We start from the raw sequence: 19,985 nt of genomic DNA, 5'->3' as shown, positions 1-19,985 counted from the left end.
GTTCCCGCCGCGCTGCCGAAAGCTTGAGAGAAATCAGAAGTCGGCCGTCATCGGATCGGGACCGATCCGGCCGTTGGAATCGTCCAGTCCTTCCACGGCTTTCAAATCCTCGGCGTCGAGCTTGAAGTCGAAGACCTGGAAGTTCTGCTCGATGCGGCTCGGCGTCACGGATTTCGGGATCACGATGAGACCGTTGTCGATGTGCCAGCGAATGATGACCTGCGCGGGCGTCTTGCCGTGCTTTTCCGCGATCCGGGCGATCGCCGGGTCTTCGAGAAGTTGGCCTTGGCCGAGCGGGCTCCAGGATTGCGTCTTGATGCCGAGCTTCTCGTGCACCGCCCGCATCTGGCGCTGCTGGAAGCGCGGATGGAGTTCGATCTGGTTGAGAACCGGCGTTACATCGGTTTCGCCGATGATGCGGTCGAGATGCTCGGCGGTGAAGTTGGACACGCCGATCGAGCGCGCCTTGCCGTCTTCCTTCGCGCGGATCAAGGCGCGCCAGGTATCGACGTAGAGGTCCTTCTTCGGCATCGGCCAATGGATCAGGTAAAGGTCGACATGGTCGAGGCCGAGCCGTTCGAGGCTCGCTTCGAGGGCGCGAAGCGTCGAGTCGAAGCCTTGCTCGGCGTTCCAGAGCTTGGTGGTGACGAAGACCTGCGAACGATCGACGCTGGCCGCGCGCAAGCCTTCGCCGACGCCCTTCTCGTTGTCATAGGCGGCGGCCGTGTCGACATGGCGATAGCCGGCGCGAAGCGCGGTGGAAACGACGGTCGCGGCCTGGTCGTTCGGCGTGCGCCAAACGCCGAGACCGACCTGCGGGATCGAGCGACCGTCGTTGAAGGTGACGGTGGGCTGTTCGGACATGAAGGCTCCTCGAAACTGTCTCGGGGCCTTGAAAGCGCCCCCCGGTTTCGACGGACTTGGCGCGGGCCGCCGCCAAATCCATCGCCATCGGTACGATTTGACTCAGCCGGCCAAGCGCAGCCGGTTCGCCGTGCCCGCTTGGAGCGCGCGTTCCGTCGCGTCGACGAAGATGTCGGCGCAGGCTTCCCAGGAGAAGTCGAGCGAGCGGCGATAGGCCGCCTCGCGGGGCAAGGCGAGCGCGTCGAGGCAGGCCTGGCGGAGGTCCGGCGACAGGACGCCCGCGCCCGAATTGCCGATCACGTCGAGCGGCCCTGGAACGGGAAAGGCGGCCACCGGCACGCCGCAGGCCAGGGCCTCGATCATCACGATGCCGAAGGTGTCGGTGAGCGAGGGAAACACGAAGACATCGGCGCTGGCATAGTATCGCGCCAGGGCCTCGCCGGTCTGGAGCCCGGCGAAATGGACCTTCGGATAGCGCGCGATCATCTGGGCGAGCGACGGGCCGGCCCCGACCACGACTTTGGAGCCCGGCAGATCGAGATCGAGAAAGGCGGAAAGGTTCTTTTCCGGCGCGATGCGCGACACGCAAAGGAAGATCGGGCCGGGCAGGCCGAGCGGCAGCGGCTCGGTCTGGCAGAACTCGGCACGATCGACCCCGCGCGTCCAGACAACGAGGTTGCGGAAACCCCGCCCTTCGAGATCGCGCCGGATGCTTTCCGTCGGCACGAGACAGGAGGCGGCGGGGGCATGGAAGCGGCGAAGAAGGGCGTAGGAGAAACTGTCCGGCACCGGCGCGCGCTTGGCGATATATTCGGGAAAGCGGGTGTGGAAGCTCGTGGTGAAGGGCAGGCCGCGCTGAAGGGCCGCCCGGCGCGCCGCGATGCCGACCGGGCCTTCCGTCGCGATATGGATCGTGTCGGGCCGGAACGCATCGATCTCGCGCCCGAGGCGGAAGCTGGTCGCGAGCGCCAACCGGATTTCGGGATAGGTCGGGCAGGGAACGGTGCGAAAGTCGCGCGGCGCGACGATCTTGACCTCCACGCCGCGCGCCGACAGTTCGCGGGCGAGGTTTGAGAGCGTGCGGACCACGCCGTTGACCTGGGGCTCCCAGGCGTCGGTCGCCAAAAGAAGGCGCATCAGGCGGCCTCGTCCAGAAGATGCGCCAGCGTCGGAACCGGCACCTTGCCGCGACGACGACCCTCCACCTTGACGACATTCGTCCAGCGGATGAGTTCGAGCGAGCCGTCCGGCCCCTCGGCGACCGCCGTGCAGCTTTCCACCCAGTCGCCGGTATTGACGTATTGAATGCCCTCGCGCGTCGCGATCTCGGCATGGTGGATATGGCCGCAAATCACGCCGTCGCAGTTCTGCCGCCGCGCTTCTTCCGCCAGCGCCGTTTCGAAGGCGCCGATGAAGGACACGGCGTTCTTCACCTTCAGCTTCGCCCAGGACGAGAAGGACCAGTAGGGAAAGCCGAGCGCCCGCCGGACGCGGTTGAACACCACGTTGATCGCGATCGCCGCGTCATAGGCCCAGTCGCCGAGATAGGCGAGAAGGCGGGCATTGCGCACCACCACGTCGAACTCGTCGCCGTGCATCACGAGGAAGCGCCGTCCGTCGGCGGTTTGGTGGATGTCGTTCTGCCGCACTTCGATGCCGCCGAAATGCTGGCCGGGAAAATCGCGCAGCACTTCGTCGTGGTTGCCGGGGATATAAACGATGCGCGTGCCCTTGCGCGCCTTGCGCAGGAGCTTCTGCACCACGTCGTTATGCGATTGCGGCCAGTGCCAGGAGCGTTTCAGCCGCCACCCGTCGAAGATATCGCCGACGAGATAGATCGTCTCGGCCTCATGGAAGCGCAGAAAGTCGATCAGGAGATCGGCTTGGGCTGCCTTCGAGCCGAGATGAACGTCGGAGATAAAAAGCGTGCGGAACTGTCGGGTTTCTGTGGGAGCAACGGGCATGGCATGCGGTCTCCGCTGTTCGATGCGGGAGACATGCACGATTCCGTTTGCAGGCTTGTGACAAAGCCCGACCCGCTGCCGGGGTGATCAGTTCACTGCGGCATGGACGACACGCGCGGAAGGCGGGTGCCGTTCGGCGGGGATGACCTCAGGCGAGAAGCGGTGGAAAGCTTTCGACGGTCTCCTCCGCTTCGGCGGCTGCCGCGCTGCATCGGTCGCCCGCGAAGGCGAAGACCTCGATCGGTTCGCCGAGGCCCTTCAGCGGATAAGCGCCGAGGCTTTCCAGGGTCTTCTGGCACCCCGCCATCTCGGCGAAGGTCTTGGACAGGAGAACGGGGCGCTTCACCTTTTTGGTCAGGGCTTCCAGCCGCGCGGCGATGTTCACCGCCGGTCCGATCACGGTGAAGTCGAGACGCCGCTTGGAGCCGATATTGCCGTACATCACGTCGCCGACATGGATGCCGATGCCGTAGCCGAGCGTCGGACGGCCGAGCTGTTCGTGCTTGAGGTTCAAGGCGACCATCGCGCTCTGCGCTTCGGCGACGGCGCGCAGGAGGTCCACCGCGGCGGTCGGCTTGTCGAGCGGGAAGATGGCCAGAAGACCGTCGCCGACGAATTTCAGGATTTCGCCGCCATGCTTCTCGATCGGCTCCGACATCGCATCGAAATAGCCGTTCAGCATGTCGATCACGTCGTCGCGCGGCCAAAGCTCGGAAAGATTGGTGAAGTCGCGAAGGTCGCAGATCAGGATCGCCGCGCCAACCGTGGTGCCGCTGCCGCGCGTGATGGCGCCCGCCAGGATTTCGGCGCTTGCGTGGGGGCCGACATAGGTGTCGAGGAGCGTGCGGGCGAGGCGGTTCTTCAGCCGGATTTCGCTGACGAGGGCGAAGGCCGGCAGAAGATCGCGCAGGAGTTCGACCTCGTCGTCCCGAAAGCCTCCCGGACGGTCCGTCGCGAAGGACACCACGTGCCGGCGCCCGAGCGTATGGTCGATCGGCCAGGCCACATAATCGGTATAGCCCTGCGCGCGAAGCTCGTCGTAGATCGAGTAATGGGCGGCGTTGCCGTTGCCGCGCTCCCCCAAACGGCCGCGAATCTCGCCCAGGCCGCCCAGGATCGCCTTGATCGGGCTGTTGAGGTACAGGGCGGTTTCCTGCCGGCCGTGCTCGTAGGTCTCGATCTCCGCTTCGGCCATGCCCCGGCGCCACATGAAGCTCGCGCCGAACCATTGCGGATGCTGGATGCGAAGGGCGAGCGTCGCGCGCGCCACCGGAATGCCGCCCTCGTTCAAGCGCTGGTTCAGTTCCACGAAGATGTTGTCGATGAAACGCTCGCCGCTGGTTTCCTGCACGAGCCAGTCGAGAACGGCCGTTCGGCGCAGCGGCCACAGGCCGCTATCCACCGATGCCGATCCATGAGCAACGGAAGGGAAGAACTGCATCGCATCTCTCCATCCAGTTCGAAATGACGGGATGGGGACGCTCACGCCGCGAAGCGCGATGATCCGAACGGTCCCCTATCGCCGCAAAGATGGTGTCGCGGCGACGACGAATCCAGAGGGGGTCAGGACGATATGCGCTGTCGTTCCGAATAGCGCGACACGGCGAGGTCGCGCGCGTCGATTTCCGGCGGGCGGCCGGAAACGAGGTCGGCGATGAGCTTTCCCGAGCCGCAGCTCATGGTCCAGCCGAGCGTGCCGTGGCCGGTATTGAGGAACAGACCCTTCACCTTCGTCGGCCCGATCACCGGCGTTCCATCGGGCGTCATGGGGCGCAAGCCCGACCAGAAGCTCGCGCGGGCCATGTCGCCGCCGGGGAAAAGGTCGGACACGGAATGTTCGAGCGTGCGGCGGCGGTCCGGCGCCAGATCCTTGGTGAACCCGGAGATTTCGGCCATTCCGCCGACCCGGATACGTTTGCCGAGGCGGGTGATGGCGATCTTGTAGCTTTCGTCCATCACGGTGGATTCGGGCGCGCGCGACGCATCGACGATCGGAATGGTCAGCGAATAGCCCTTCACCGGATAAACCGGCAGGCGGATGCCGTGGGGCTTCACCATGGCGGGCGAATAAGAGCCGAGCGCGACCACCACCGCATCGGCCGGCGTGACGCCCCGGTCGGTTTCGACGCCCGCGACGCGGCCGTTCTCGGCGCGCACGCGGTGGATGGTGCGCCCGTAATCGAAGGAAACGCCGCGCGTCTGGGCGAGCTTGGCCAGAGCGTTGGCGAACATGAAGCAGTCGCCGGTTTCGTCGTTCGGCGTCAGGAGGCCGCCGACGATGCGGTTATGGGCGTGGGCCAGCGCCGGCTCGGCCTTCACGCAGCCGGAAGGATCGAGGACTTCGAAGGGAATGCCGTCCTGCCTCAGCGCCTCCACATCTTTCGCCGAGGCATCCAACTGCGCCTGCGTGCGAAAGAGCTGAAGCGTGCCCTTCATGCGCTGATCGTATTCGATGCCCGTCTCGGCTTTCAGTTCGCCGAGGCACAGGCGGCTGTAGTCGGACAAGCGCAGCATCCGGCTCTTGTTGACCGCGTAGCGCTCGGCCGTGCAGTTGGCCAGCATCTGCGCCATCCAGGACAGCATGGCGAAATCGGGCTTGGGCCGCAGGATGAGCGGGGCGTGCTCCATCATCAGCCATTTCAGCGCCTTCTTCGGAATGCCCGGCGCCGCCCAGGGCGAGCAATAACCGAAGGATACTTCGCCGGCATTGGCGAAGCTCGTTTCCAGCGCCGGCCCCGGCTGGCGGTCGATCACCGTCACCTCGTGGCCCGCCTTGGCGAGATACCAGGCGGAGGTCGTGCCGAGAATGCCGGCGCCCAAGACCGCGACCTTCATGCGCTTTCTCCGATATAGCGGCGCGCGAAGCGTCGGCCGAGCGAGGTGAGGATCTCGTAGGAGATGGTGTCGGCGGCCCCCGCCACCGCATCGACATCTTGGTTCTGACCGATGAGATCGACGAGATCGCCGTCGCCGAGCGGCGCATCGCCGATGTCGAGGATGATGGAGTCCATGGAAACGCGCCCGACCATCGGCAGGGCGCGCGCGCCGGCAAAGGCCGCGATATGGTTGCCGAGCCGGCGCGGCCAGCCGTCGGCATAGCCGATGCCGATCGTCGCGAGACGCATCGCCTGCTCTGCCACCGCGCTAAGACCGTAGCCGATGCCTGCGCCGGCCGGCACATGGCGAAGCTGGACGATCCGCGCTTCAAGCCGCACCACCGGACGCATCGGATTGGCGCGCTCGCCGGCGAGCGGCCGGCCGCCGTAAAGCGCGATGCCGGGCCGCACGAGGTCGAAGCGGAAATCGGGGCCGAGGAACACGCCGGCCGAATTGGCGAGCGACAGCGGGGCCTTCGGCAAAAGGGCGGCGAGCCGGCGGAAGCTTTCGAGCTGCGCCTTGTTCGCCGGATGCGCCGGCTCGTCGGCGCAGGCGAGATGGCTCATCACCAGCCGCGTTTCGATGCCCGCCAGAAGCGCCGAGTCGGCCGCGACCGCCTCGACCTCTTGCCCGGAAAGGCCGAGCCGGGACATGCCGGAATCCACCTGGATCGCGGCCGGCAGCCTTCCGCCTTCACGGGCGGCCAGCGCGGACCACGCACGGATCTGGGGCAGGGAATTGAGAACGGGGCGGATGTTCCGGCGGGCCGCGGCCTCCTCGGTCCCGCTCGCCAAGCCGTTCAGAACGAAGATGTCGGCATCCGGCAGCAGCGGTCGAAGTTCCAGCGCTTCGCAAAGCTGCGCGACGAAGAAGGTGCGGCAGCCTTCCGCCCATAGAGCTTTCGCGACAGGTTCGATCCCGAGCCCGTAGGCATTCGCCTTCACGACGCCCGCCACCTCGGCGCCCGTCGCCTCCTGGCGGAGCCGGGCATAGTTGGCCCGCAGCGCCGTCAGATCGACCGTCAGGATGCCGCCCGACGCGGCGAACCCGTCGCTCTCGTCCGCCGGTTCGTCCTCGATGCCGTTCGAATGCGCGAGCATGTGCGCCACCTTCGCTGAACGACGAGCATGTTCGGCGAATTATCGCCGAATGTCCGCGCGATCCGTCGAAGGATCTGCGATAAATCGAGCCGAAGGCATCAATTCATTCGAAAAAGCGCAATATTCATGGCCGAGCTCGACCGGTTGGACCGGGCCATCATCAAGGCGTTGCGGCGCAATGCGCGGGTCAGCAACGTGCAGCTCGCCGCCGAGGTCGGGCTTTCGGCCTCTGCATGCCTGCGCCGCGTGCAGATCCTGGAGGAGCAGGGCACGATCCGGGGATATACGGCGATCGTCGCGGGGTCGGGGTCAGCCGACACCCATGTGGTGATCGTGCGCATCAGCCTGGAGCGGCAGACGGAGGATGCGTTGAACCGCTTCGAGGCCGATGTCCTGAAGCATCCTGAAATCCGGGAATGCTATCTGATGACGGGCGAAGAAGACTACCTCCTTCGCCTGGAGCTTGGCGGGGCAGGGGACTACGAGCGCATCCACAAGGAGGTTCTGTCGCGCCTCCCCGGCGTTTCGCGCATCAATTCGAGCTTCGCGATCCGCAGCGTTCTTTAGCTGACTGGCGTTCAGAACGCCCTGGACACCCGCTGCTGCAGAGCGCGCGCGGGAGACGCGTATCCCTGGCCGGCGGTGTTTGCGCCCGCCATGCGAGGTCCTCGGCCTTCTTCCACCTTGAACTTGGTAAGAAGAGCGTTCAGCGAGCCGACTTCCATCGACAATTCGTTGCAGGCGGCGGTGGATTCCTCGACCATCGCCGCATTCTGCTGGATGCCCTTGTCGAGGGTCGCGACGGCCGTGTTGATCTCGGACAATCCGATGGCCTGCATCCGCGCCGCGTCCACGATGGCCGCGACATGGCCGTCGATCTCAGCGACTTTTTCCACGATGCCCTGAAGCGCCGTGCCGGCTTGGCCGACGAGTTCCACGCCTTCCTCCACTTGGAAGCGGGAGGTGGAGATGAGACCCTTGATCTCCTTGGCCGCTTCCGCCGATCTTTGGGCGAGCCCTCGAACCTCCTGCGCGACAACCGCGAAGCCCCGGCCGGCTTCCCCGGCGCGCGCCGCCTCGACGCCGGCATTGAGCGCCAGAAGGTTGGTCTGGAAGGCGATCTCGTCGATCACGCCGATGATGCTGCCGATCTTGCCCGAGGATTCCTCGATCTTGCCCATGGCGTCCACGGCGCGCGTGACGATGCCGCCCGACTGCTGCGCCTCGACGCGCGTCTTGGCGACGATCGAGCCGGCTTCCTCGGCCCGGTGGGAGGAGCGGCGCACGCCGTCCGTCATCTCCGCGAGCGCGGAGGACGTTTCCTCGACCGCCGCGGCCTGCTGCTCGGTGCGCCGCGCCAGATCGTCGGCGGCGACCCGGATCTGCTCGGCGCCGGCATGGATCAGGTTGGCATTGCCGCTGACCGTGCGCATGGCCTCGCGAAGGGTGCGGACGGAGGAATTGAGATCCTGTCGGATGGGGTCGAGAGCCTGCGTCAGAGGCTCGTCCACCGCGCAGGTCAGATCGCCTTCCGCGAGCTTGTGAAGGGCGTTGCCGAGGCGGCGCACGGCCAGAACGCGGTCCGTCACGTCGGTGGCGAACTTCGCCACTTTGACGACCTTGCCGTTCAGATCGAAGATCGGGTTGTAGGACGCCTGGATGAAGACCTCCTTGCCGTTCTTGCCGATCCGGCGGAACTCGTTCGTGAAGATCTCGCCGCCGCGCAGGCGTTCCCAGAAGCTTTCGTATTCGGCCGACCGTGTCTCGTTGGGGTCGACGAACATGCTGTGCTTGCGGCCTTGGATCTCGTCCATCGTATAGCCGAGCGCATTCAAAAAGAGGGAGTTGGCCCGCAGCACGGTGCCGTCGGTGGTGAATTCGATCGTCGCCTGCGACCGCTCCACCGCCTCCATCCGCGCCTGGTTCTCGAGCTGGCCGAGCTTGGTTTCCGTGATGTCGTTGGCGAACTTCACGATCTTGTAGACGCGGCCGCGCGCGTTGCGGATGGGGTTGTAGTTTCCGCGAATGAACACCTCCTTGCCGTTCTTGCCGAAGCGCTTGAATTCGCTGCACACGAACTCGCCGCCTCGCAGCTTGGCCCAGAAGGCTTCGTAGTCGCCCGATCGCGCGTATTCGGCCTCCACGAAGATGCGATGGTGCTGCCCCACGATCTCCGCCGGCTTGTAGTCCATCAACTCGCAGAAATTCGCGTTCGCCTTCAGGATCTTGCCGCTCAGGTCGAACTCGATCACCGCCATGGACAGATCCAAGGCGGCGAGCACATGGCCGGCGTCATTGGAAAGGATGTCCAACATGATTCTTCCTCGCAATCCCGGTGATGGCCGGCAGGGGCATTCAACGGAACTCTGCTCCCTTCGAGTTTAAGTATCCGTCAATGCGGCGGCTCGGATCGCGAAGTCCTTGTCCGAGACAATCGAAAACAAGTTCCTGAAAAACAATCGAAAATCGATGAGACTCTTGCGCCGTCCCTTATGTCAGAGGTGAAGGAAATTGGATGGCTGGGCAAGAATTGGAACAGTTCCATCGAGGTCCGATATCTTGGCGTCCAACCTTCGGTCGAATAGCAATCGAGAAGGCGACGCAGAGGAAGGGAAACAGGAAGGCCGACCGATGCGGGTCGTCCGAGATTGCCGACGGCTGCCGAACCGTTCCTCGGGTTCTTCACGGGCGGGCACCACAATCCGGGGCCAAGCATGGTGCAGCGAATGACTTGCGTGAGGCTGGGCCTGGATCAAGCTCGGCATATCAAGACCAAAATTGTTGGAGGTGGTTAACTCTCTGCAAATTCGTGTCCTTCCGGCAACATAAGCGGCCTCGGTGACGTCGTTCGTGTGCGAAAGCACCGACTCGGCGATGGATTTTCTCGGCCGCGTGATCGATAAAACCCTCCGTTTCCTCGTTGGGTCATGTTCATGGTCTTTGCTCCTCGCAAGCTTGCCGTCTCGGGACTCGCCCTTCTTCTCGGGCTGGCGGGATGTTCCGGACTGCCAAGCTCGGGGCCGGACAAGCGCGACATCAAGAGCCAGGCGGCCGTGCGCGTCGGTTATCCCGACCGCAAGGTCGGCATCGACTATGTTCTGCTCGACCTGAACAAAGAGGCCTTGAGCTACTTCCAGCATGCCGAGAAGACCTCGCTGAAGAACGGTTTCGGCGGCGGCAGGGGCGGGGCGCCGGAAACGGTGCTCGGGCCGGGCGACATCGTGCAGGTGTCGATCTTCGAAGCCGCGACCGGCGGTCTGTTCATTCCGGAAGACGCGGGCAGCCGCCCCGGCAACTACGTGACCCTGCCCCAGCAGACCGTGGACCGCGCGGGCACGATCTCCGTTCCCTATGCCGGCCGCATCCGCGCTTCCGGTCGCACCACCACCGCCGTTCAGGCCGAGATCGAGAACCTTCTGGCCAACCGGGCCATCGAGCCGCAGGTGCTGGTCACGATCGTGGAGAACCGCTCCAGCCAGGTGTCCGTTCTCGGCGACGTGAAGGAACCGGCCAAGCTCGAACTGAACCCATCGGGCGAACGCGTTCTCGATGTCATCGCCAGAGCCGGCGGCCTGTCGACGCCCGGCGTCGAAACCTATGTCACGCTGCAGCGGCGCGGCAAGGAAGGCACGGTCCTGTTCTCCGATCTCATCGAGAACCCGACCGAGAACATCTTTGTGGCCACTGGCGACACGGTCTATGTCAATCGCGAGCGCCGCACGTTCCTCGCCTTCGGCGCGTCGGGGCTCAACGGGCGCATCGACTTCGAGGAATCCAACCTCACCCTCGGCGAAGCCCTGGGCAAGGCCGGCGGTCTTCTGGACGGCCGTGCGGACCCCGCGCAGCTTCTTCTCTACCGCACGATGGACCGCTCGCTCCTGACCCGCATGCGGGTGGACGTGTCGCGCTTCTCCGGTTCGGAAGTGCCCGTCATCATCCGCGCCAACATGCGCGACCCGGCCTCCTTCTTCGCGGTGCAGAAGCTGCCGATGCAGGACAAGGACATCCTCTACGTGTCGAACTCCGACTCCACCGAGGTCCTGAAGTTCCTGAACATCGTCAACTCCGTCACGAGTTCGGCTTCGGGCGCGACCGGCGACTTCGTGTCGACCAGAACTTCCGTCCGCGACTTCTGACGCGTCTTGGCGATCGCCCGCCCTCGCGGCGGGCGTTCGCGTGGTTCCAGGCGGTATGCGGCAACGCAACCGCCGGCACCTTGTATGCCGCACCGCAAAAAAATAAGGTCCCCCGGTCGCCTCGAGGCGGCGCAACCGGATCAACCGTGGGAACCTTGCGATGAAGATTGCGGTAGCAGGCCTTGGATATGTCGGACTGTCCAACGCCATCCTGCTCGCACAGCATAACGAGGTCGTCGCGCTCGACGTGGTCGCCGCCAAGGTCGATCTCGTCAATGCCAAGCGCTCGCCGATCGTCGATGCCGAGGTCGAGGACTATCTGAAGACCCGCGAGTTGAACCTTCGGGCGACGACGGATCGCGACGAGGCCTATGCGAACGCCGATTTCGTGATCGTGGCGACGCCGACCAACTACGATCCCGACACCAACACCTTCGACACGCGCCTCGTGGAATCGGCGATCCGGGACGTGGCAGCGGTGAACCCGCAGGCGACGGTGGTGATCAAGTCCACCATCCCGGTCGGCTACACGCGCCGGGTCCGCGCCGAACTCGGCAACGACAACATCATCTTCTCGCCGGAATTCCTGCGCGAAGGCAAGGCGCTCTACGACAACCTGCATCCTTCGCGCATCATCGTCGGCGAACATTCCGAACGCGCCCAGCGCTTCGCGCAGCTTCTGCTCGAAGGGGCGATCCGGCAGGATGTCGAGGTGCTTTTCACCGGCGCCAGCGAGGCGGAGGCGATCAAGCTCTTCTCCAACACCTTTCTCGCCATGCGCGTCGCCTTCTTCAACGAGCTGGATACCTATGCGGCGACGCACGGCCTCAGCACGCGCGAGATCATCGGCGGTGTTTGCCTCGATCCGCGCATCGGCTCGCATTACAACAACCCGTCCTTCGGCTATGGCGGTTATTGCCTGCCGAAAGACACAAAGCAGCTTCTGGCGAACTATCGCGACGTGCCGCAGGATCTGATGCGCGCGATCGTTGACGCCAACTCCACGCGCAAGGACTTCATCGCCAACGACATCCTGCGCCGCGACCCGCGGATCGTCGGCGTCCACCGCCTGACCATGAAGCATGGCTCGGACAATTTCCGTCAGTCCTCGATCCAGGGCATCATGAAGCGCATCAAGGCCAAGGGCGTGCCGGTGGTGGTGTTCGAGCCGGCGCTGAAGGAGAACGAGTATTTCCGCTCGCCGGTGATGCGCGATCTATCGGAGTTCAAGCGCGTGGCCGATGTCATCGTGTCCAACCGCATGTCGGCGGAACTCGCGGATGTCAGCAACAAGGTCTATACGCGCGACCTCTTCGGCCAGGACTGAGCGCCTGCGGGCGAGGGGCCCCGCGTCCTCGTTTCCGGCCCTTCGCCGATCGCGTTTACCACTCGTTCGCATGTCGTAAGAGCGAGTGAATCCGATCGCTCTAACTGCTCAGTGCATTCTAACTCGGTCTTCGAACGGCTCTGTCATGATCTCCCTTGTCGCAACCACGGCGACAAGAGGGGACAGACCAATGCAGCTCGAAAGCAACCGCACCGAGATTTCTCAGCGCAAGTTCGTGATGGACGAGGAGCGCTCGTTCTTCAGCCGCAGCCATGCCGATGTCGTCGTGGGTCTTTGGGCGGGCGCTCAGCTCGGTCTCTCCGGCGATGCGATCAAGATCTATGCGGCTTCCGTGATGGAGGCGGGCGTGTCAGTGCCGGGCGGGCGCGGCGGCTTCGACAAGCTGGCTCACGATCTGTCGCCGTTGAAGATCGACATCGACGGCCTCCGCTCGCGCTATTCGCAAGCCATGGCGTCCTACCGCGTCGGCAATGCCTGATCGCCGAGAATCGAGCCGGCGATCAAGCCGGGGGTTGTAAGTTCCTTATCGGCCGCTCGGGGCTTTCCCGTGCGGCCGTTTTCTTTGGTGGTGAAGTCAGTCAGTTCCCCCGCCACCTGCCGGGCGATGAACTCGGCATAGTCAGTGACCTGCGGCAGGCCCATCAATTCGCCGAAGGTTCCGCGCGCCAAGGGGCCCGCGATGAAAAGGCGGGGCACGGCCTGCCCGTCGCGGTCGAGCGCTTGCCCGCTTCGTGCCGTGGCGAGCCCGAGGCCGACGCGGTCGAGCATGGCGAGGCCTGCTTGATGGAGGCTGTGGACGGGCTCCTGCGCGACGATGCTGCGATGGGCGGGGCCGGTGGTGTTGACCACGGCGTCGAAGCTCTGCCGCTCGGAAGCGGCGGTTCGCCGACGACGGAATTCGACATCCAATCTGTGCGGCGACGGGGTGGAGGAGCGCAGCGAAGCGGCGAGCGACACGAGTCGCCCCTGCGCCGTCAGCCGGTCCAGCACCGCTTCGACCTGCGGCGCGATGCGGAAGCGGTGAACGTCCCAGAAACTTCGCAGATGGCGCACGATGCGAGCCCGCTCGCTTTCGGAAAGGTCGCGCCAGATGTCCTGGCCGGCGATGCGCACGGCATCGAGAACGCCATGCCAGGACAGCCCTTCGCCCGCAGCCGCCGAGATGGCCTGCCGGATGCGTCGCAGAAGTTCCAGCGCCGTTCGCGCCGGCGGCGCGGTGAAGTCGCCATAGGGCTCGGTCGGAACGGACGCGTGGCCGCGCGAGCGCAAGCCGTTGCGCGACACGGTGGTGATGGGGCCGCGATGGCCTAAGCGGCCGAGCGTCGCGACCGTATCGGCAGCCGTCAGGCCGTTGCCGACGACGAGCACGCGCGCTTTTGGCTCGATGCCGGCCAGCGCCTTCGGGTCGTAGGGGTCGGCGATGAAGCCGGGAGCATCCTTGATCGGATGCAACGCGTGGGGTACGGCGGGCAGGGGATGCGTCGTGGCGATGACGAGAATGTCGGCTCGAACCTCCCCACTACTTGCCAGAGCGATCTCGAACCTTCCGTCTTCCAGCCGCCGCGCGCCGATGGCCTTATCGCGCCGGTGGAGGACCCTGCCCTCGGCCAGAAGCGGGTCCAGCATCGCCGCCACATAGCGGCCGAAGACGCCGCGCTGGGGAAACGCGCCGCCGCCTGCATCCAGGGAGGCGGGATCGTCGCGTGATGCACCGGTCGCGTCCAGCCAGCGCGAGAACTGGTCCGGTTCGCTCGTGTCGAGGCTCATGCGCGTTGCGGGCACGTTGATGCGATGCGCCGGCTCCCGCGTCGAATAGGCGAGCCCGCTGCCCAAACGCTCGCGCGGCTCGATCACAAGAATGGCGGGAGCGCTTGCGGCACGAAGGCGGGCCAGATGATAGGCGACGGCCGCGCCCGTGAAGCCGCCGCCGATAATGGCGACGACCGGTCCCGAGTTCATCCGCGATGCCGTCACGACTGGCTGGCGAGTCGCTTTTCCGGGCGGCGGTCGCCGGCGATGGATTCGCCGAAGGGCCCCATATTGGCTTGCCGGTCGCGTGAAGGGAGGGGGTGGGAGACCGGCAGGCGCGGCAGCACCAGTTCGCCGAAGCGGTAGGCTTCTTCCAGATGCGGGTAGCCGGACAGGATGAAGCTGTCGATGCCGAGGCGCCGATATTCGTCGATCCGCTCGGCCACCGTTTCGGGATCGCCGACGAGCGCCGTTCCCGCACCGCCGCGCACGAGACCAACGCCGGCCCAAAGGTTCGAGCTGACTTCCAGCTTGTCGCGGCGGCCGCCGTGAAGCTGGCTCATGCGCGATTGGCCGACCGAGTCCATCCGGGCGAAGACCTTCTGGGCTTCCGTGATCGTATTGTCGTCGAGGCGGCTGATGAGTTCCTCCGCCGCTTCCCAGGCCTTGGCGTTGGTTTCGCGCACGATCACGTGGAGACGGATGCCGAAGGAAACCTTGCGCCCCTTCTTTTCCGCAAGTTCCCGCACGACGCTCAGCTTCTGTGCGACCGCGGCCGGCGGCTCGCCCCAGGTCAGATATTTGTCGATCTCGCCCGCCGCGACCTCGTTCGCCGCTTCGGAGGAGCCGCCGAAATAAAGCGGCGGATAGGGCGTCTGGACCGGCGGGAAAAGCAGGCGTCCGTCCTCAATCTCGAAATGCTTGCCCTTGTGGGCAACGGTCTCGCCGGACAGGACGCGCTTGTAGATCTGGAGGAACTCGCGCGTCACCTCGTAGCGCTCGGCATGGGAAAGGAAGATGCCGTCGCCCTTGTTCTCGGCCGGATCGCCGCCGGTGACGACGTTGATCAGAAGGCGGCCGTTGGAGATGCGGTCCAGCGTCGCCGTCATGCGCGCGGCGAGCGTCGGCGACTGGAGACCGGGGCGAACGGCGACGAGAAAGCGCAGGCGCTCCGTCAGCGGCGCAAGCGCCGACGCGACCACCCAGGAATCCTCGCAGGACCGTCCCGTCGGCAGAAGCACGCCGAAATAGCCGAGCTGGTCCGCGCCTTGCGCGATCTGGCGCAGGTAAGGCAGGTCGACCGAGCGCCCGCCCTCGCTGGTGCCGAGATAGCGGCTGTCGCCATGCGTCGGCAGGAACCAGAGAACGTTGATCTTGCCGGGCGCGTCGATCGGCATGGGGCTATGGCTTTCAGGCAGGTCGTTCATGGTCTTGGGGAACCGCGTCGCCTTTTACTCGGCGGGCGAATAACGCCCGTAGCGGCCATGGCTGTAGACGAGGGGCTCGCCGCCGGAGATGCGAACCGCGCGAACCGCGCCGAAGATCAACGCGTGGCTGTGCCGCTCCACGATATGCTCGACCTCGCAATCCACCGAGGCCAACGCCCCGACCAGCGCGCCCGCGCCCGTTTCGAGCACCGTCCATTCGGCGCCGAGATAACGGTCCTTGCCCTTCACGCCGCCACGGCCCGCGAAGCGATCGGCTACCGCGACCTGGCTGTGGGTGAGGAGGTTCACGCAATAATGGCCGAAACGGCGGATGACCGGCCAGGTGGACGACGACAGGTTGATCGACACGAGCATGGTCTCGGGGTCCACGCTGAGCGAATGGGCCGTGGTCACCGTCGCGCCGGTGCGCTCGTCGCCGAGCCCGGCCGTCACCACCGACACGCCGCCGACGAGATGGCGCATCGCTTCCTTCAAGCCGTGCGGCGCGGGTGGGGGAACGGCCTCGAAGCGGGGGCGGTGAATGATGGGAGCGTCGATCTTCGGAGCGGCAAGAGACATTTCGGGACCTTTATCGGATTTCATGGCACGTCCGGCGTCCGGGAAGATTACGCGGCTTCGGTGCTGTCTCTGACGAAATATATACTAATTTGCTGGACCGAGAAGGATCGATGATCCGCTTGGATCACCCAGATGGGACGGCCTGTCCGCGAGCCAAGGGAAGCGGCGGGAATGGCGGCGAGGGGGATTCGTAGTTCAGCGCGCTTTTTCATGATTAGCGAATCGCTGGATCTGATGCGCAGTCGCTTGGAGCCATCCTTCGTCGTGAAGCAGCGTCCTGCTCGGTCGAAAACCGGAGCGCAGCGGGTTCGGAACCCGGCAGCCATAGATTTGAAAATGGGAAACCAACGGTGCCTGTTCGGCATCCAACCCGTTCATCACACAGAAGGGTTGGTGGTTCGGATGGTGGGCGTGACAGGGATTGAACCTGTGACCCCTACGATGTCAACGTAGTGCTCTCCCGCTGAGCTACACGCCCATCCGACGAAGCGGCATACACCACATCCGCCTTGGGGCCGTCAAGCGATTCGCTGGTCCTTTCGGAAGGAAATCGCTTGGCCGGCCCGGTCCGCGGCGCCTTACGCCGCGTCCTGCAGCATCTTGCCGACTTCGTCGACGAGTTCGCGCAGGTGGAAGGGCTTGGAAAGGATCTTGGCATCCTTCGGCGCCTTCGAGTCGGGGTTCAACGCGACGGCGGCAAATCCCGTGATGAACATCACCTTGAGATCGGGGTCGAGTTCGGTGGCGCGGCGCGCCAGCTCGATCCCGTCCATTTCCGGCATCACGATGTCGGTGAGAAGAAGCGAGAAGGGCTCCTCCCGCAACCGCTCGTAGGCGCTGCCGCCATTGTCGAAGGAAACCACTTCGTAGCCAGCCTTTTCCAAGGCCTTGGCCAGGAAGCGGCGCATATCGTTGTCGTCTTCGGCGAGAAGGATCTTTGACATCTCTTAAACCTGGTTCCGCCGAGGCGATCCTCTGGCTGAAGCAATCTCCATTGCATTCCTGCATTAACAGATCGCGTGGGCCTTGCCCATGTGGAATACGTGGACCACAGGCCTAGTTTGCGGCATGTTGAAGAATATGACTCATGCCGGACCGCGCGATTTGTTGGAGCCTGCCCTTCTCGAAACCCTGACCGGCTCCATCCCGGCTTTCGAGATCAGGAAGCCCGCCTTCCCCAAAATCCCGTTCGTCTTCTGCTCGCCCCATTCCGGGCGTGGGTATCCGGTGTCGTTTCTCGAGAGTTCTCGACTCAGTGCCGCCGATATCCGGCGCTCGGAAGACCTTTTCGTCGATATCCTGTTCGACTTCGCGCCGGCCATCGGTGCGCCGTTTCAGGTGGCGCATTTCCCGCGAGCCTTTCTGGATGTGAACCGCGAGCCCTACGAACTCGACCCTCGCATGTTCGCCGAGGCCCTGCCGCCCTTCGTCAACACGGGTTCCGTGCGCGTCGCGGGCGGGCTCGGCACCATCCCGCGCATCGTCGCCGAGCGCGAGGACATCTACCGGAACAAGCTCTCCGTCGCGGAAGGGATGGATCGCATCGAGCGCATCTACAAGCCCTTCCATCACAGCCTCGAAACGCTGATCCGGCAAACGCGCGAGCGCTTCGGCATCGCGGTCGTGGTGGATTGCCATTCCATGCCGTCCACCGTGCGGGCCATGCCGGGCGGGCGGCGACCGGACTTCGTGGTGGGCGACCGCTTCGGCACGAGCGCGGCCGGCGTCATCGTGTCGCACGCCATCGGGGCCCTGTCGGCGCTCGGCTACGACGTGATGCGCAACAAACCCTATGCGGGGGGCTACATCACCGAGCGCTACGGCCGGCCGGATGCGGGCGTCCATGTGATCCAGATCGAGGTCAACCGCTACCTTTATGCCGACGAGCGCAAGTTCGAGCCCTCGCGCAACTTCATGACGCTGCGCGAAGACCTTCTGCGTTTCGCGGTGGCCTTCGCCGCGGCCGTGGACGGCGAGTTCAATCAACTGGCCGCCGCCGAATAATATCTTCAGGAGAGACTGCGATGGCGACGGACGCGCGCGAACTGCCGGATGTGGACTTCCTGTTCCGGCTGGCGGATGCCGCCGATGCCGAGACCCTGCCGCGCTTTCGCCGCCAGGGCGCGGTGGACAACAAGCTGGAAGCCGCCTTTGATCCGGTGACGGAGGCCGACCGCGAGGCCGAGCGCGCGATCCGCGCCGTGATCGGCGAGACCTATCCAACCCACGCGATTTTGGGCGAGGAGCACGGCGCGGCGGGCGAGGGAGCCTTGCGCTGGGTGATCGATCCGATCGACGGCACGCGCGCCTTTATCTCCGGCATTCCCGTTTGGGGCACGCTGATCGGTCTGACGGTGGAAGGCCGAGCCCGCATCGGCATCATGAGCCAGCCTTTCACGGGCGAGCGCTTCTTCGCCGACGGCTCGGCTTCCTATCGCGAGGACCGGACGGGGCGCGATCGCAACCGCGTGCGGGAAACGACCGCGCTCGAAGAAGCGACGGTGTTCACCACGACGCCGCGCTTGTTCCAGGGGCGGCAGCGGGACAATTTCGAGGCCTTGGAGGCGAAGGCCCGCCTCACGCGGTTCGGCACCGACTGCTACGCCTTCGCGATGCTGGCCGCCGGCCAGGTGGATCTCGTGGTGGAAGCGGGTCTCAAGCCCTACGACATCGTGGCCCTGATCCCGATCGTGGAACAGGCGGGCGGCGTCATCACCACCTTCGCCGGCGGGCGCGCGGAAGACGGGGGCGACGTGATCGCCGCCGCGACGCCCGAGCTTCACCGCGCGGCGCTGGAAATCATGAACCGCTGACCGCCGGTCAGTTCAACGGCATCGCTCCGCCGGCAAAGGCGTCGAAGGCAGCGATGAACGGGGCGCGGAAACGATCGGCCTCTTGCAGCAATTCGTGCCGCGCGCCGGGCAGCGTCAAGCTGTGGCCGGAGCGCATCCGCCAAGCGAGACGCTCGGCCGCCGCGCTCGACACGACCTCGTCGTTGCCGGCGGTGACGATCAGCGTCGGGATATGGAAGCGCGAGATCGTGTCGGAATCCTCCAAACGGCGCATCGCACCCGTGGCGGCCGCGAGCCAGCCGGCGGTCGGACCGCCGACGAACAGTTCCGGCGCGGCGGCGGCGAGGGCGCGGTTGCGCTCGAACCGCTCCGCATCGCTGGTCAGCGGATTGCGCGACAGGGTGTAGGCGGCGGAAGCGCGGGTCTGGTTGCGCACCGGCACGCCGCCCATGCCCGTCCAGCGCAGCGCGCTGGCGGCAAGAAAAAGCGGCGTCGTGCGGGGACGGACGCCCGGCAGCGACACGAGCGGCGCGCTGGCGACGATCCGCTCCACCCGGTTGATCAGCATCGGCGACCCAACAAGGGCCACCGTCGCCCCCATGGAATGGGCGAGGATCGCATAGGGCCCCCGGCAATCGGGCAGGACGACATCGCGAAACACGGCTTCGAGGTCGCGCGCATAGGCTTTGAAGCTCGCGACATGACCCTTCTTTGGATTGCGGGTGACGCGCTGCGAACCGCCCTGGCCGCGCCAGTCGAAGGTCGCGACGCCGTACCCGCGCTCCGTCAGGTCCTCGATCGTCTCGAAATACTTCTCGATCGTTTCGTTGCGGCCTTGGAGGATGATCACGGTGCCGCGCGTGCGCACGAGCCGGGACGGGGCGAGCGCGAAGCGGATCGCCACCCGGTCGACCGTTTCCACCGAACCGCTCGTGATATCCTTCGGCTTCGGATTTCCCGGTATCTCGACGAGGTCTTCGCGGGCCTTGGAAACGGTCATGGTGCGTCGCGCCGGTCGCCTTTGGTCGGGCCTGTTTAAGCTCCAGAGCATGGGCCTGAGTCAACCGGGCTGGGACCGGAATGAAAAGGCCGGAAGCTTCGCGAGGAAGCTCCCGGCCCGGCGGCCGCGACGGAAGGGACGGGACGTCG

Annotated in this window: 18 protein-coding genes and 1 tRNA gene; 6 read left to right on the top strand and 13 right to left on the bottom strand. The window is 65.2% G+C overall.

Annotated features, from left to right (window positions below):
• Positions 1-33: 33 nt before the first annotated feature.
• The 6 genes from F9929_RS18855 to alr form a co-directional block, all read right to left on the bottom strand.
• On the bottom strand, positions 34-864 hold the full coding sequence (locus F9929_RS18855; protein ID WP_152048094.1) for an aldo/keto reductase: 831 nt from the start codon (positions 862-864) through the stop codon (positions 34-36).
• A gap of 102 nt (positions 865-966) precedes the next feature.
• Positions 967-2,001, bottom strand: coding sequence for a glycosyltransferase family 4 protein (locus tag F9929_RS18850; protein ID WP_152048093.1), 1,035 nt, complete (start codon positions 1,999-2,001; stop codon positions 967-969).
• Positions 2,001-2,828 carry a UDP-2,3-diacylglucosamine diphosphatase gene (locus tag F9929_RS18845; protein WP_152048092.1) on the bottom strand — a complete coding sequence of 276 codons (828 nt, stop codon included), beginning with the start codon at positions 2,826-2,828 and terminating at the stop codon, positions 2,001-2,003. The genes F9929_RS18850 and F9929_RS18845 overlap by 1 nt, the downstream gene beginning before the upstream one ends.
• Before the next feature lie 148 nt (positions 2,829-2,976).
• The gene (locus F9929_RS18840; protein WP_152048091.1) at positions 2,977-4,269 is read right to left on the bottom strand and encodes an adenylate/guanylate cyclase domain-containing protein; all 1,293 of its coding nucleotides are present in this window, start codon (positions 4,267-4,269) and stop codon (positions 2,977-2,979) included.
• A 122-nt stretch (positions 4,270-4,391) separates the two neighbouring features.
• A complete protein-coding gene (locus tag F9929_RS18835; protein ID WP_152048090.1) occupies positions 4,392-5,663 on the bottom strand; it encodes a D-amino acid dehydrogenase in 1,272 nt (423 codons plus the stop codon).
• The gene (gene alr, locus F9929_RS18830) at positions 5,660-6,805 is read right to left on the bottom strand and encodes an alanine racemase (protein WP_152048089.1); all 1,146 of its coding nucleotides are present in this window, start codon (positions 6,803-6,805) and stop codon (positions 5,660-5,662) included. Before alr ends, F9929_RS18835 begins: the two co-directional genes overlap by 4 nt.
• A gap of 126 nt (positions 6,806-6,931) precedes the next feature.
• On the opposite strand from alr, the gene F9929_RS18825 reads away from it, so the two are divergent.
• On the top strand, positions 6,932-7,372 hold the full coding sequence (locus F9929_RS18825; RefSeq protein ID WP_152048088.1) for an Lrp/AsnC family transcriptional regulator: 441 nt from the start codon (positions 6,932-6,934) through the stop codon (positions 7,370-7,372).
• A gap of 11 nt (positions 7,373-7,383) precedes the next feature.
• On the opposite strand, the gene F9929_RS18820 is transcribed toward F9929_RS18825, so the two are convergent.
• Entirely contained in the window at positions 7,384-9,120 is a 1,737-nt protein-coding gene (locus tag F9929_RS18820; RefSeq protein ID WP_152048087.1) for a methyl-accepting chemotaxis protein, read from the bottom strand.
• 618 nt (positions 9,121-9,738) lie between these two features.
• Between F9929_RS18820 and F9929_RS18815 the strand changes: the two genes are divergently transcribed.
• From F9929_RS18815 to F9929_RS18805, 3 genes are all read left to right on the top strand, one after another.
• Entirely contained in the window at positions 9,739-10,941 is a 1,203-nt protein-coding gene (locus F9929_RS18815) for a polysaccharide biosynthesis/export family protein (RefSeq protein WP_152048086.1), read from the top strand.
• A gap of 160 nt (positions 10,942-11,101) precedes the next feature.
• On the top strand, positions 11,102-12,268 hold the full coding sequence (locus tag F9929_RS18810) for a nucleotide sugar dehydrogenase (RefSeq protein ID WP_152048085.1): 1,167 nt from the start codon (positions 11,102-11,104) through the stop codon (positions 12,266-12,268).
• A 190-nt stretch (positions 12,269-12,458) separates the two neighbouring features.
• Positions 12,459-12,767 (top strand): ATPase inhibitor subunit zeta, encoded by a 309-nt coding sequence (locus F9929_RS18805; RefSeq protein WP_193227827.1) that lies wholly within the window; start codon positions 12,459-12,461, stop codon positions 12,765-12,767.
• Here F9929_RS18805 and F9929_RS18800 read toward each other — a convergent pair.
• The 5 genes from F9929_RS18800 to cpdR all read right to left on the bottom strand — a co-directional run bounded on the left by F9929_RS18800 (position 12,746) and on the right by cpdR (position 16,988).
• Positions 12,746-14,248: an FAD/NAD(P)-binding protein gene (locus tag F9929_RS18800; protein WP_235919427.1), complete on the bottom strand. Its 1,503-nt coding sequence runs from the start codon at positions 14,246-14,248 to the stop codon at positions 12,746-12,748. The two genes, F9929_RS18805 and F9929_RS18800, sit on opposite strands and share 22 nt — an antisense overlap.
• Before the next feature lie 11 nt (positions 14,249-14,259).
• On the bottom strand, positions 14,260-15,435 hold the full coding sequence (gene ssuD, locus F9929_RS18795) for an FMNH2-dependent alkanesulfonate monooxygenase (RefSeq protein WP_152048083.1): 1,176 nt from the start codon (positions 15,433-15,435) through the stop codon (positions 14,260-14,262).
• 54 nt (positions 15,436-15,489) lie between these two features.
• The gene (locus tag F9929_RS18790) at positions 15,490-16,068 is read right to left on the bottom strand and encodes a flavin reductase family protein (protein WP_235919425.1); all 579 of its coding nucleotides are present in this window, start codon (positions 16,066-16,068) and stop codon (positions 15,490-15,492) included.
• A 379-nt stretch (positions 16,069-16,447) separates the two neighbouring features.
• Positions 16,448-16,522 (bottom strand) — tRNA-Val (locus F9929_RS18785).
• Positions 16,523-16,622: 100 nt separating this feature from the next.
• A complete protein-coding gene (gene cpdR / locus F9929_RS18780; RefSeq protein ID WP_150970950.1) occupies positions 16,623-16,988 on the bottom strand; it encodes a cell cycle two-component system response regulator CpdR in 366 nt (121 codons plus the stop codon).
• Positions 16,989-17,148: 160 nt separating this feature from the next.
• Between cpdR and F9929_RS18775 the strand changes: the two genes are divergently transcribed.
• Positions 17,149-18,048 (top strand): N-formylglutamate amidohydrolase, encoded by a 900-nt coding sequence (locus F9929_RS18775; RefSeq protein ID WP_235919423.1) that lies wholly within the window; start codon positions 17,149-17,151, stop codon positions 18,046-18,048.
• Between the two features lie 20 nt (positions 18,049-18,068).
• Positions 18,069-18,857: a histidinol-phosphatase gene (gene hisN, locus F9929_RS18770; protein WP_152048081.1), complete on the top strand. Its 789-nt coding sequence runs from the start codon at positions 18,069-18,071 to the stop codon at positions 18,855-18,857.
• Between the two features lie 7 nt (positions 18,858-18,864).
• Here hisN and F9929_RS18765 read toward each other — a convergent pair whose 3' ends face one another.
• Positions 18,865-19,836 (bottom strand): alpha/beta fold hydrolase, encoded by a 972-nt coding sequence (locus F9929_RS18765; RefSeq protein WP_152048080.1) that lies wholly within the window; start codon positions 19,834-19,836, stop codon positions 18,865-18,867.
• Positions 19,837-19,985 lie beyond the last annotated feature (149 nt).

Source organism: Aureimonas psammosilenae, from assembly GCF_009176975.1.
Classification (GTDB): Bacteria; Pseudomonadota; Alphaproteobacteria; order Rhizobiales; family Rhizobiaceae; genus Plantimonas; species Plantimonas psammosilenae.
The sequence above is the reverse complement of the archived record's forward strand: the minus strand, read 5'-3'. Positions and strand labels throughout refer to the sequence as shown.